Consider the following 12,540-nt stretch of genomic DNA (forward strand, 5'->3'; position numbering starts at 1 on the left):
GTGGCCACGGTCGGACCGGTCCGCACGATCTCGGGCGCCTGGAAGCCGGGAGTGCCGTAGAGATATCCGAACGAGTTGATCCGCGACACCGCACCCAGATCGATCAGCTTGAGCTGCTCCTCGGTGAGCATGATGTTTTCCGGCTTCAAGTCGTTGTAGACCAGGCCGATCGAATGCAGATAACTCAGTGCCGGCAGGATTTCCAGGATGTAGGCGATCGCCTCGGCGACCGGCAGTTTTTCGCCGCGGCCGCGCCGCAGCGACTGCCCGCCGATGTACTCCATGACGATGTAGCCGACCGGATCCCCCTGCCGGTCGGTGTGCTCGACGAAGTTGAAGATCTGCACGATCGACGGGTGCACCACTTCGGCGAGGAACTTCCGTTCCGCCATCGCGATCGCCTGCGCCTCGGCGTCCCCGGAGTGCACCAGGCCTTTGAGCACCACCGGACGGTCGTTGACATTGTGGTCGAGGGCCAGATACACCCAGCCCATTCCACCGTGCGCGATGCAGCCCTTGACCTCGTACTGACCAGCGATGATGTCGCCTGGGCTCAGTTGCGGCAAAAACGAGTACGGACTGCCGCAGTACGGGCACCAGCCCTCCGAGGCGCCCGTGCCCTCCGCGCCGCTGCGACCGACCGGGCGTCCACAGTTCCAGCAGAACCGCTTCGACTCGGGAACCACCGGGTCGGTCATCAGGGCCTTGAGCGGATCGATATCCGGTACCCGCGGAATCTCCACCAGGCCGCCGCCGAGCTTCCTGACCGGCGGCAGTGCCCGCGTCGCAGCCGACATTCGCTCCTGCGGCTGGGTGTCCATGGCGCGCAGCGAGATGGACAAGTCGTCGTCGTCGTCATCGTCGAAATCGGGACGGAAAATCGCCTGAGTCGCCGGGGGCCGGCTGCCGGCGGCTGCGCCGGTCTGCACGTCGACCGACTGCGTACCGGGAGCCAGATCTTGCCGGCCTTCCTGATCGCCGGTGGCTGAGTCGTGGTGCGCGGGCTTCGGCGACATCAATCCAGATACCTCGGCTGGGGTGGCACCGGTGCCGGACCGAGGACCGATAACCACTTGCGGTACAACGTGTTCCAAGTGCCGTCGGTGCGGATCCGTTCGAGTGTCCCGTTGACGAACCGGACCAGCCCGGTGTTGTCCAGATTGATCCCGATGCCATAGGGCTGGTTGGCCATGTCGGGCCCGACGATGTGCAGATAAGGGTCTTCTTCCACCAGCCCGGCCAGAATCGAGTCGTCGGTGCTGACGGCATCGATCTGCCGCTGCTGCATCGCCACCAGGCAGTCGGCCCAGTTCACCACCGACACGATGACCGGCGGCGGCGCGATCTCGCGAATACGGCGCAACGACGTGGTGCCCCTGGCCACACAGACCCGCTTGCCGGACAGGTCCGACACCTTCGCGATGGACGAGTCACGGGGGGCCAGGATGCGCTGGTTGGCATCCAGGTAGACGGTGGAAAAGTTCACCAGCTTGCGTCGCTCACAGGTGATGGTCATGGTCTTGACGACGACGTCGACCTGGGAAGTCTGCAACGCGGTGATGCGCTCCGCGGCCGACAAGATCCGGTACTCGACGTGTGACGGGCTGCCGAAGATGTCACGCGCCACCTCCCCGGCGATGTCGACGTCAAATCCGGTGATGTCCCCGGTGATCGGGTCGCGGAAGCTGAACAGGTTGCTGCCGATGTCGAGCCCGACGATCAACCGGCCCCGCTCGTGGATATTGGCCACCGCGGCATCGGCCTCGGCTTTGGTGCGAAACGGGCGCAAGCTGGCGGTCGGGTTGCAGTCCTGGCTCGCCGCGTCCGGCGGTAGCGGCGGCTCGGGCGGCATCACCTCCATCCCGACCGGCGTGGGATACGGGAGCGTCGGCGTCGTCTCCACTTTCAGCGATTCGGAGTGGCCGCAACCGGCGAGCAGGACCGCGGCGGCCAGGAGCGCGACAGGCGATGCTGCCCTCGAGAAACTGGGCAGGCCCTTCATCACCGATATTCTTTCAGCCTGGGCCACAGTCCGAGTGCGACGGCGACGGCTGCGCCCACACTGAGCACCACCCCGCCCACCTGGGCGCCGGCCAGTCCGCGACGCGCATTGAGGACGTCGTTGCGCAGCCGGTTACGGCTTTGCTCCATTGCTTTGGTCAAGGCTTCGTCGAGCTTGTCGAACGCGGGCGTGGCGTCGTCCTCGCCCTTGCCCAACGCAACCTGGATGGCGGCGCGATAGTTGCCGACCGAGATGTAGGAGTTGATCCGGTCGTTGGCCTGCTGCCAGCGGACCAGCAGCTGATCGGCGCCCTGCAGATCCGGTTTGTCGACGGCGTCGCGGCGAGCCATGTAGGCGTCGAGCTGGTGATGCATGGCCTCGATGCGCTGGTAGAACGACTGCTTGCGGATTTCCTCGTCGCCGCGCCGGATCAGCGACAGCGTCTCGTCGGCTCGCGCCTGCTGGGCGGTGATCGCCAGGTTGGTAACGGTCTTGAGCGACTCCGCCGCCGTGTCTTTGGCGCTACGGCTGGCGGCCGTAGAGATTGTCAATGCGGTTCCGACCCACACCACCATCACAAGGATACCGAGCGCACCGACGACAAGACCGGGATTGATCCGTCTGCGGGTGCGCCGGGCCAGCCAGCGATGCGAGAAGGCGCCGAAGACCACCGTGGTGGTGACGACCAGGATCACCGGCGCCGGGATCTGGGTGGATGCGGTGGTTTCCGTGTCGACCCGTTCCGACGTCGCCTGGTACAGCTGTTGCGCGTCGGGCAGGATCGTCGACTGCATCAGCCCCGATGCCTCCGACAGGTACGACGACCCGACCGGGTTACCCGCCCGGTTGTTGGTGCGTGCGATCTCGATGAGGCCGGTGTAGACCGCCAGTTCGGCGTTGATCCGGCCCAGCAATTGCACCAACGACTCATCGGTGAGCCCGCTCGACGCGCGGGTTACCGCCACCGCCGCGTCGGTGATGGCCTGCTCGTAGCGCAGCCGGACAGCGCGGGGTTCGGCCTGGGCGATGAATGCGGTGGCTGCCGCGGCGTCGGCCACCGACAGCGTGGTGTAGAGCCGTCCGGCCGCAAACGACAGCGGCTCGGTATGTTCCAGCACGGTGGTCAGCACCTGCTGACGGTGGTTGATCGTCGTCGACGTGGCGAACGCGCTGGACACGCCCAGAGCTGCCAGCACGATGCCGATGGTCAGGATCCGCCCGGGTGTCGTCGAGACGAACCACCAGCGCGGATGGGCCGGTTCAGCGGGCGACCGCGATCCCAGCGGCTCGGTCGACGGGTGCGCCAGCTCAACCGTCACGTCTGCTCCGACCTCGGCTTTCGATATCTATTCGGCTTGTTCGGCGAAGTCACCAACCCGGATAAGCGAATTCTAAGAGAATGCGCCGACAGATGTGGGGAGGCAGACCTAATTACCCTAATCGCGTGCATATCCTGAGTTGGTGCAGGGCGACGGGGACGGATGGGTGGTATCCGACAACGGCGCCCACTTCTGGGGCCGATTCGGCTCGGCCGGGCTGCTACTTAGGGCCCCGTTACCTGACGGCAGCCCCGCGGTGCTGCTGCAGCACCGGGCGGTGTGGAGCCATCAGGGCGGCACCTGGGGCCTGCCGGGCGGCGCCCGGGACAGCCATGAGACTCCGGAGCAGACCGCGGTCCGTGAAGCGCGGGAAGAGGCGGGCCTGGCCGCCGAGCGCCTTACCGTGCGGGCGGTGCTGGTGACGGCCAACCCACGCGGCACGGCCTGGACCTATACGACGGTCGTCGCCGACACCGACGAGTTGCTGCCCACCGTGCCCAACCGGGAAAGCGCCGAGCTGCGCTGGGTTGCCGAGGACGATGTGACCGAGCTGCCGCTGCATCCCGGATTCGCCGCCAGCTGGCAGCTGCTGCGCACCGCCCCGGTCACCGTGCCGCTGCGCCGGGGCGACGAACGCCGGCGACGGCTGCCGTGCACGGTGGAAATCGAGGACGGGGTGTTCGTGTGGTGCCTGCCGGGCGACGCGGACCTGGCGCCGTCGCAGCTGAGCCCTCGGGTCAGCTCGTTGCTGGAAGCGCTGACCTGAGCTGTTCGGCGGCCGCCTTCGGGTTGTCGGCCGCCGTGATGGCCCGCACCACCACGATCCGGCGGCCACCGGCGGCCACGACGTCGGGCAGCCGCGGCGCGTCGATACCGCCGATCGCGAACCACGGTTTGTCGCCACCGATTGCGGCGGCGGCCCGCACCAGGTCCAGCCCCGGCGCCGGGCGCCCCGGCTTGGTCGGAGTGGGCCAGCACGGTCCGACGCAAAAGTAGTCGGCATCCCCGACGGCGGCCGCGGCAACCTGGTCGCGGTCGTGGGTGGACCTGCCGATCAGCACGTCGGGCCCGACGATCTCTCGCGCGATGCTCGACGGCAGGTCGCGCTGACCCAGGTGCAGCACGTCGGCGCCGGCGGCCACGGCGATGTCAGCCCGATCGTTGACCGCGAACAGGGCGCCGTGCCGGCGGGCCGCGTCGGCGAGGATTTCGCAGGCGGCCAGCTCGTCGAGCGCCTCTAACGGGCCGAACCGCTGTTCGGCGGCCGAGCCCTTGTCGCGCAGCTGGATGATGTCCACGCCGCCGGCCAGCGCGGCGTCGGCGAACTCGGCCAGATCGCCGCGCTCCCGACGGGCGTCGGTACACAAATAGAGCCTCGCCTCGGCTAGACGAGCCAGACGAGCCAGACGAGCCAGACGGGACTGCACACTGCGACGCTAGCGCGCTAGTTTGGAACCCAGAAGAACCCCTGTTAGGCACGGGAGTCCCGGGTAATGAGCGGGACTGAGAGTGGGCACCTTGGACCTGTCCTGACCGTCACACCTGATCCGGGTCATGCCGGCGAAGGGAGCAAGGATGTCAGCACCCACACCCGCGGGGTCGTTGGCCGTCATCGGCGGCGGCGTCATCGGGTTGTCGGTGGCGCGCCGGGCGGCCCGGGCCGGATGGTCGGTGCGGGTGCATCGCAGCGCCGATCCCGGCGCGTCATGGGTCGCCGGCGGCATGATCGCCCCGCACAGCGAAGCCTGGCCCGGTGAGGAACGGTTGTTGCGGCTCGGGCTGGAGTCGCTGCGGCTGTGGCACCACGGCGGTTTCCTGGACGGGCTGCCGTCAGACGTGGTCACCGCCCGCGAGTCGCTGGTGGTGGCCGTCGACCGGGCCGACGTCGCCGACCTGCATACCGTTGCCGACTGGTTGTCGCGGCAAGGACACCCGGTGGTGTGGGAGTCGGCCGTCCGCGACGTCGAACCCCTGCTGGCACAAGGCATCCGGCACGGCTTTCGCGCGCCCACCGAATTGGCGGTGGACAACCGCGCAGTGCTCGACGCGCTGACCGTGGACTGTGAGCGACTCGGCGTCGCCTGGGCTGCTCCGGTGACCGGGTTGTCCGACGCGGAGGGTGACGCGGTGGTGATCGCCAACGGCATCGACGCTCCCGCGTTGTGGCCCGGCCTGCCGGTGCGCCCGGTGAAGGGCGAGGTGTTACGGCTGCGCTGGCGTAAAGGCTGTATGACGTTGCCGCACAGAGTGATTCGCGCACGGGTCCATGGTCGTCAGGTGTATCTGGTGCCGCGCGCGGACGGGGTGGTGGTGGGCGCCACCCAGTATGAACACGGCCGCGACACCGCGCCGGTGGTGTCGGGCGTGCGTGACCTGCTGGACGACGCGTGCGCGGTGCTGCCGGCCCTGGGTGAGTACGAATTGGCCGAGTGCTCGGCGGGACTGCGGCCGATGACGCCCGACAACCTGCCGATCGTGCAACGCCTGGACGCGCGGACCCTGGTCGCCGCGGGCCATGGCCGGTCGGGATTCCTGTTGGCGCCGTGGACGGCCGAGCAGATCATGTCCGAACTCGCTGCGGTCGGAGCGAGCGCATGATCGTCGTCGTCAACGAGCAGCAGGTGGAGGTCGACGAGCAGACCACCGTTGCCGCGCTGCTGCAGTCGCTGGGTTTCCCGGACCGCGGCGTTGCGGTGGCCCTAGACTGCGCGGTGCTTCCTCGATCTGACTGGGCGACAATGCTTTCCGAAGGTGATCGGCTCGAGGTGGTGACGGCGGTGCAGGGTGGTTGACGTGGGTGACAAACTGACGATCGGCGACCGCAGTTTCGCGTCGCGGCTGATCATGGGTACCGGGGGAGCGTCGAATCTGGCGGTGCTGGAAGAGGCGTTGGTCGCCTCGGGTACCGAGCTGACCACCGTGGCGATCCGCCGGGTCGACGCCGAGGGCGGAACCGGTCTGCTCGACCTGCTCAACCGGCTGGGTATCACGCCGCTGCCCAACACCGCCGGGTGCCGCAGTGCCGCCGAGGCGGTGCTGACCGCGCAGCTGGCCCGCGAGGCGCTGGACACCAACTGGGTCAAGCTGGAGGTGATCGCCGACGAGCGCACCCTGCTGCCGGACGCTATCGAATTGGTCAGGGCCGCGGAGCAATTGGTCGACGACGGGTTTGTGGTGCTGCCGTACACCAATGACGACCCGGTGCTGGCCCGCCGCCTCGAGGACGCCGGTTGCGCGGCGGTGATGCCGCTGGGCTCACCGATCGGCACCGGCCTCGGCATCACCAACCCGCACAATATCGAGATGATCGTAGCGCAGGCCGGAGTTCCGGTGGTCCTCGACGCGGGCATCGGCACCGCCAGCGACGCGGCGCTGGCAATGGAATTGGGTTGTGACGCGGTGTTGTTGGCCACCGCGGTGACCCGGGCCGCAGATCCCCCGGCGATGGCCGCCGCGATGGCCGCGGCCGTCACCGCCGGCCATCTGGCGCGCCGTGCCGGCAGGATCCCGAAACGCTTTTGGGCACAGGCCTCCAGCCCCGAGCTATGACCACTCGCACCAAACGCTACGTGGCGCTTGGCAGTTCGATGGCAGCCGGTCCGGGTATCGGGCCGCGCGCGGCCGGCGCGCCGTGGCGATCCGGCCGATCGGCCCGCAACTACCCGCACCTGGTCGCCGAACAACAACACCTGGAGTTGGTGGACGTCACCTACTCCGGCGCCACCACCGCCAATGTGCTCGCCGATCACCAGCACGGCGCGCCACCGCAGATAACCGCGCTGGACGGCTCGGAGTCGTTGGTCACGGTCACCATCGGCGGCAACGACGTCGGCTACATTCCGCTGCTGATGGCCGCGGCATTGCCGCGACCGGCGCGGCGCCTGCCGCTGCTCGGCGCGCGGATAGCCGAACTGCGCGACAGTAACAACCGCGATCAGGCCCTGGGCCAGGTATTCGATTCGCTGTGCGAGGTCGGTCGTTCGTTACGGCGGCGGGCGCCGCGGGCGCGGGTACTGTTCGTCGACTACCTCACGGTGTTGCCCCCGGCTGGGATCGCGGCTGCGCCACTGTCCGCGGCGGACAGCGAGCTCGGCCGCCACGTCGCGGCAACGCTGGAACGACTTACCGCCGACGCCGCCGCGCTCACCGGCTGTGAGGTCGTGCGCGCCGCGGCAGCCAGCCGCGACCACCACGCATGGTCGCCCGAGCCGTGGACGGAAAAGCCCGCGCGGTTGAGGGTGCCGCTACCGGCGCGGCCGGCGCCGCTGCACCCCAATGCCGCCGGGATGCGCGCGGTCGCGAAACTGGTTGCGGCCCAACTGTAAGCGTCAGCCGTTGGTCCGCCACCACTGGTACAGCGCGGGGACATCCGAATTGCCGGCACGGATGTAGCTGAGCACGTTCTTGGCGTCGGTGGTCCAGATGATCTCGGCGGCACCCTGGTAGGTGCCGCAGGCCACCTGTCCGGCCGTGGCGCCCGCGCTGCCCTGGCGCCAGGTGGTCGGCGACTGGCCGCTGTCCCCGCACGCGGTGAGGGTTTCGTCCTTGATGCTGGCCTTGAATGATCCGTTCATGTCGTCGGGGGTGGCGAAGAGGATGTACTTGGCCAGGGCGGGTCCCGCGGCGTCGGGGTTCTGCCCGCAGGAAAGCGCGGCGAGTTCGCCACTGGTGATCGTCTGGGGCGTGCAGTTGTTCAGTCCGTAACCCTTCGACACCGAACCGGCGAGCGTGTTGACGTCGGACGCAGTGCCGGTAGGGTCCGCATTCGCGGTCGCACTACCCAGGCAGGCGAGGCTACCCATGAGTGCTGCAGCCGTCGCGGCTCGCAGCGCGGTGGTGAAGTGAGACATCCTTGACTCCTTGGTGTGTCGGACCGACGATGCGGCTGCGTTGACATCGGTGAGTGTATTGGTGTCGATGGTCGGAAAACAGGGCTTTGCCGATCGGTATGGGCGGACCGTTATAGGGCCGTTATAGGGCATGTCTGCGCCTACACATATTCTGTGGGAAATTGTCTGTCGTGACATTAATTTCGGTGTGCGGCGGACGTTGGTCAAGGTGCCAACACGGCTGCGCGCTGGTGCCGACGGTTGGTGAAATCATCAGTAAGACAACATCTTTCACCCGAGTCCCACCACGGCTTCTGGCTCCTGCCGACCCTGGTGGCAGCGGTAAACGATTGCCCCCGGGGGAATCCGGGTCGAGCCGATTCGGACAAGTGCGCCGCATTGCGGCACCGATGTGGTTCAGCGACTGCCCGCCGCCCCGCGGATTTTTCCCATTAGGTGGTGCCGTCAGGGCGGCTCTCGGGTATGGTAGGCACCGCTTTAGGCCAGCTAACTTCTCGTGATCTGGAGTTTTCATGACACAACCACCACCGCCTGGTTACCCGCCGCAGCAGCCGCCTGCCGGGCAACAACCTGACAACTACTTGGTGTGGTCCATTCTGGTGACGTTGTTCTGCTGTCTTCCGCTTGGGATCGTTGCGATCGTCAAGTCCACCCAGGTCAGTGGGCTGTGGGCACAGGGGCGCTATGCGGAGGCCCAGGCGGCCGCCGACAGCGCCAAGAAGTTCGTGATGTGGTCGGCCATCGCCGGCGTAATCGTGATCGTCATCTACGGCATCTTGATGGCGGTCGGTGCGCTGAACGCCGGGACGTCGAGCGCGGCCATGCTCGTGGGGATGTTCTAAGGCGAGTACATGGTGACCCACCAAGGGTCGGTGCCGTTGCGGTTGGGTGCGCCACTGCTGGTGGCCGCGGCCACCATGTCGGTGTGCGCCGTTATCTGGGTGGGTGACCCGACGACGCCGAACGGTCCGCTTCCGGTATGCCCCACCAAGGCATTGCTGGGAATCGATTGCCCGGGCTGTGGCAGCCTGCGAATGCTGTACAGCCTGCTGCACGGCAATCTGTTGGCCGCCGCCAGATTCAACGCTCTCGGCCTGGCGGCGGTGGTGCTCTTGGTGTGGGCCTACCTGGCGTGGACGTATGGTCGGCTGGTGGGTCGGCGAATACGCGGCTGGCAGCGCAGTCGCTGGTCGGCCCTGGTGACGTTGTCGCTGGTGCTGGCCTGGTTCGTGGTGCGCAACATCCCAGTTGCGCCGTTCAGCGCTTTGTTCGTCTGAGGCCGTGCCTGTCTGAGTTCGTCTGGGCTCACCCGCATTCACTAAGGCCGGATCGATCGCCCGCCGGATGGGTGTCAAGCGGCGCCGCGGCTGGACCGCGGTCTAATCTGGGCGCGATGGCGAACAAATCAAGGACCCCGGCAATGTCCGTGGTGGTGGTCATTGCCCTGCTGGTGGTCGGTTGTGTTCATTCGTCGGGCTGTCCCCAGGCCTTTACCGGCAATCCGGCCGCGGCCGAGTTCGCCGACGCGTTGCACAACCGGGTGCATACCGAAGCGATGGTGACGCATCTTGCCAAACTGCAGGACATCGCCAACGCCAACAACGGCACCCGGGCGGTGGGCACCCCGGGCTATGAGGCCAGCGTCGACTACGTCGTCAACACCTTGCGCAACAGCGGTTTTGACGTGCAGACACCCGAGTTTTCGGCCCGGGTGTTCCACGCCGAGAAGGGGTCGGTGACCGTCGGTGGCGTGACCGTGGAGGCACGTGCGCTGGAATACAGCCTCGGCACCGCCCCGGACGGAGTAAGCGGACCGTTGCTGTCGGTTCCCACCGACGACAGCCCGGGCTGCACCGCCGCCGACTACGACAAACTGCCGGCACGGGGTGCGGTCGCGCTGGTGGACCGTGGCAGCTGCGAGTTCGCCCAGAAAGAAGACGTCGCCGCCCAGCAGGGCGTCGCGGCGCTGATCATCGTCGACAACGTCGACGAGCAGTCGATGGGCGGCACTCTGGGGGTCAACACCGACGTCAAGATCCCGGTCGTCGGTGTCACCAAGTCGGTGGGCATGCAGCTGCGCGCGAAGTCCGGGCCGACAACCGTCAAACTCGCGGCGAGCACCCAGAGTTTCAAGGCGCGCAACGTCATCGCGCAGACCAAAACCGGGTCCACCACCGATGTGGTGATGGCCGGCGCCCATTTGGACAGCGTGGCCGAGGGTCCCGGTATCAACGACAATGGCTCCGGAGTGGCCGCGGTCCTGGAAACCGCAGTGCAACTGGGTAACTCGCCACAGGTGCACAACGCGGTGCGGTTCGGATTCTGGGGCGCCGAGGAGCTGGGGCTGATCGGTTCCCGCAACTATGTAGAGTCGCTCAATCTCGACGCGCTGAAGAACATCGCCCTCTATCTGAACTTCGACATGCTGGCTTCCCCCAATCCGGGCTACTTCACCTATGACGGAGACCTGTCGCTGCCGCTGGACAGCCGTGGCCAGCCGGTGGTGCCGGAAGGCTCGGCCGGGATCGAGCGGCTGTTGGTCGGGTATTTGAAGTTGGCCGGCAAGACCGCGCAGGACACGGCATTCGACGGTCGTTCCGACTATGACGGATTCACCTTGGCGGGGATCCCGTCCGGCGGGCTGTTCGCCGGTGCGGAGGCCAAGAAGACCGACGAGCAGGCAAAGCTGTGGGGCGGCACCGCAAACGAGCCTTTCGATCCCAACTATCACCAAAAGGGTGACACCCTAGAGCACATCGACCGCACGGCGCTGGGCATCCAGGGCGCCGGTGTCGCCTACGCCGTGGGCCTGTATGCGCAGGACCTGACCGGCCGTAACGGTGTTCCCCCGATAGAGGATCGCACCCGTCACGTGCTCGTCAAGCCATGATCCGGGGCCCGATAGCGACTCTGCTGCTGGCCTGCCTGCTGGCCGCGTGCTCGGCGCCCAAGCCGCCGCCGGCCGCGGCGCCTGACCTGGGTCGCATGTTGGCCGGCAAGGTCACCGCCGACGGGATGTTCACCCACCTACGTGCACTGCAGGCCATCGCCAACGCCAACAACGGCAACCGGGCGACGGGTACGCGTGGCTACGACGCCAGCGTTGACTATGTGGCGAATGCGCTGCGCACCAAGGGGTTTGAGGTATCGACCCCGCAGTTCGAGCGAGTGTACACCGCGTCGCAGGGTAAACCGGCGCTGACGGTCGCCGGCCGCAGTTATCCCGTCGACCAGGCCTCGCTGCTGGTTCGGACGCCACCCGGTGGCCTGACCGGCCAGCCGGTACGGCCCACCCAACCGGCCGGTTGCGCCGTCGGCGACTACCCGTCCGTGCTGCCCAAGAGCGCGATCGCGGTGGTGGACGATACCCGCTGTTCGGTCGTCGACAAGCAGAACAGCGCGCTCGCCAAGGGTGCTATCGGGTTGATTGTGGTGAGTGAGCCCACGAGACAGGGAAGCCCACCGACCCTCTTCAGCCCTGGCTATTACAACCAGCTCACCGTGCCCGTCGCGGTGGTCGACGCCAACGTCGCCGCTGCCCTGGGACGCGCAACCGCCCCGGTGCGGCTGGTGCTGGACACCGAGAACGTCAAGATCACCTCGCGGAATGTGCTGGCGCAGACCAAAACCGGGACGCCGAATGAGGTGATCATGCTCGGCTCGCATCTCGACAGCCCAGCCGGAGGACCGGGCATCAACGACGGCGGGTCCGGGGTGGCCGCGGTGCTGGAAACGGCGCTGCAGTTGGGGCCGCTGCCGCCGGTCAACAATGCGGTGCGGTTCGCCTTCTGGGGCGCCGGGCTCACCGGTGCGATGGACTACGTCTTCGGTCTGAATGGCGAACAGCTCAACAACCTCGCGATGTACCTGAATTTCGACATGCTTGGCTCGCCCAACGCGGGATTCTTCACCGACGACGGCGACCAGTCCGGCCCACCGGGTTCCGGTGTGGTACCGGCCGATGTGCCGGAAGGTTCGGCCGGCATCGAGCGCACCCTTGCCGGCTATGTGAACTTGGCGGGTAAGCGGCCCGCTGACATGCCGTTGACCGCCAGTGCCGACTACCATCCCTTCCTGGTCGCCGGGGTGCCGATCGGCGGGCTGACCACCGGCGCCTCTCAGGCGAAAACCACTGTGCAGGCCCGTCTTTGGGGCGGTCAGGCAGGCGTCGCATTCGATCCCAACTATCTGAGTGCCCGGGACACCGCCGACAACCTCAACGGGGAAGCATTGGCCGTGATGGGTTCGGCGGTGGCGTTCGCGGTGGGCAGCTATGCGCAGTCCATCGCGGGCGTCAACGGTGTCACCCCACACGACAAGCGCCATCGCGCGCCGGTGTCGTAGCGGCTGCCGCGCCGGGCGGAGTCCG

Annotated in this window: 14 protein-coding genes; 9 read left to right on the top strand and 5 right to left on the bottom strand. The window is 67.3% G+C overall.

The window, feature by feature from the left end; translation table 11 throughout:
• From BST40_RS12515 to glnX, 3 genes are all read right to left on the bottom strand, one after another.
• A partial coding sequence (locus tag BST40_RS12515; protein WP_158084013.1) for a serine/threonine protein kinase occupies positions 1-1,016 on the bottom strand: 1,016 nt, incomplete at its 3' end.
• A complete protein-coding gene (locus tag BST40_RS12520; protein WP_075546291.1) occupies positions 1,016-2,002 on the bottom strand; it encodes a glutamate ABC transporter substrate-binding protein in 987 nt (328 codons plus the stop codon). The genes BST40_RS12515 and BST40_RS12520, both read right to left, overlap by 1 nt.
• A complete protein-coding gene (glnX, locus tag BST40_RS12525) occupies positions 2,002-3,321 on the bottom strand; it encodes a protein kinase G-activating protein GlnX (RefSeq protein ID WP_075546290.1) in 1,320 nt (439 codons plus the stop codon). The genes BST40_RS12520 and glnX overlap by 1 nt, the downstream gene beginning before the upstream one ends.
• Before the next feature lie 142 nt (positions 3,322-3,463).
• On the opposite strand from glnX, the gene BST40_RS12530 reads away from it, so the two are divergent.
• Positions 3,464-4,087 (top strand): NUDIX hydrolase, encoded by a 624-nt coding sequence (locus tag BST40_RS12530; protein ID WP_075546289.1) that lies wholly within the window; start codon positions 3,464-3,466, stop codon positions 4,085-4,087.
• Here BST40_RS12530 and thiE read toward each other — a convergent pair.
• Positions 4,059-4,718 carry a thiamine phosphate synthase gene (gene thiE, locus BST40_RS12535; protein ID WP_089025117.1) on the bottom strand — a complete coding sequence of 220 codons (660 nt, stop codon included), beginning with the start codon at positions 4,716-4,718 and terminating at the stop codon, positions 4,059-4,061. The genes BST40_RS12530 and thiE overlap by 29 nt on opposite strands.
• Before the next feature lie 178 nt (positions 4,719-4,896).
• Between thiE and thiO the strand changes: the two genes are divergently transcribed.
• The 4 genes from thiO to BST40_RS12555 are packed head-to-tail and all read left to right on the top strand — an operon-like array spanning position 4,897 to position 7,646.
• Positions 4,897-5,919: a glycine oxidase ThiO gene (gene thiO, locus BST40_RS12540; RefSeq protein ID WP_075546288.1), complete on the top strand. Its 1,023-nt coding sequence runs from the start codon at positions 4,897-4,899 to the stop codon at positions 5,917-5,919.
• On the top strand, positions 5,916-6,113 hold the full coding sequence (thiS, locus tag BST40_RS12545) for a sulfur carrier protein ThiS (protein ID WP_075546287.1): 198 nt from the start codon (positions 5,916-5,918) through the stop codon (positions 6,111-6,113). The genes thiO and thiS overlap by 4 nt, the downstream gene beginning before the upstream one ends.
• A 1-nt stretch (position 6,114) precedes the next feature.
• Positions 6,115-6,870 (top strand): thiazole synthase, encoded by a 756-nt coding sequence (thiG, locus tag BST40_RS12550; protein WP_075546286.1) that lies wholly within the window; start codon positions 6,115-6,117, stop codon positions 6,868-6,870.
• Complete coding sequence (locus BST40_RS12555) at positions 6,867-7,646, top strand: SGNH/GDSL hydrolase family protein (protein WP_244174370.1); 780 nt, start codon at positions 6,867-6,869, stop codon at positions 7,644-7,646. Before thiG ends, BST40_RS12555 begins: the two co-directional genes overlap by 4 nt.
• A 3-nt stretch (positions 7,647-7,649) precedes the next feature.
• On the opposite strand, the gene BST40_RS12560 is transcribed toward BST40_RS12555, so the two are convergent.
• On the bottom strand, positions 7,650-8,171 hold the full coding sequence (locus BST40_RS12560) for a serine/threonine protein kinase (protein ID WP_083154416.1): 522 nt from the start codon (positions 8,169-8,171) through the stop codon (positions 7,650-7,652).
• 512 nt (positions 8,172-8,683) lie between these two features.
• On the opposite strand from BST40_RS12560, the gene BST40_RS12565 reads away from it, so the two are divergent.
• From BST40_RS12565 to BST40_RS12580, 4 genes are all read left to right on the top strand, one after another.
• On the top strand, positions 8,684-9,013 hold the full coding sequence (locus BST40_RS12565) for a CD225/dispanin family protein (protein ID WP_075509523.1): 330 nt from the start codon (positions 8,684-8,686) through the stop codon (positions 9,011-9,013).
• Positions 9,014-9,022: 9 nt separating this feature from the next.
• Entirely contained in the window at positions 9,023-9,448 is a 426-nt protein-coding gene (locus tag BST40_RS12570; RefSeq protein ID WP_075546283.1) for a DUF2752 domain-containing protein, read from the top strand.
• Positions 9,449-9,564: 116 nt separating this feature from the next.
• Positions 9,565-11,061 carry a M28 family metallopeptidase gene (locus BST40_RS12575; RefSeq protein ID WP_083154418.1) on the top strand — a complete coding sequence of 499 codons (1,497 nt, stop codon included), beginning with the start codon at positions 9,565-9,567 and terminating at the stop codon, positions 11,059-11,061.
• A complete protein-coding gene (locus BST40_RS12580; protein WP_083154419.1) occupies positions 11,058-12,515 on the top strand; it encodes a M28 family peptidase in 1,458 nt (485 codons plus the stop codon). The genes BST40_RS12575 and BST40_RS12580 overlap by 4 nt, the downstream gene beginning before the upstream one ends.
• Positions 12,516-12,540: the final 25 nt, after the last annotated feature.

It is taken from the genome of Mycobacterium persicum, from assembly GCF_002086675.1.
GTDB classification, from domain to species: domain Bacteria; phylum Actinomycetota; class Actinomycetes; order Mycobacteriales; family Mycobacteriaceae; genus Mycobacterium; species Mycobacterium persicum.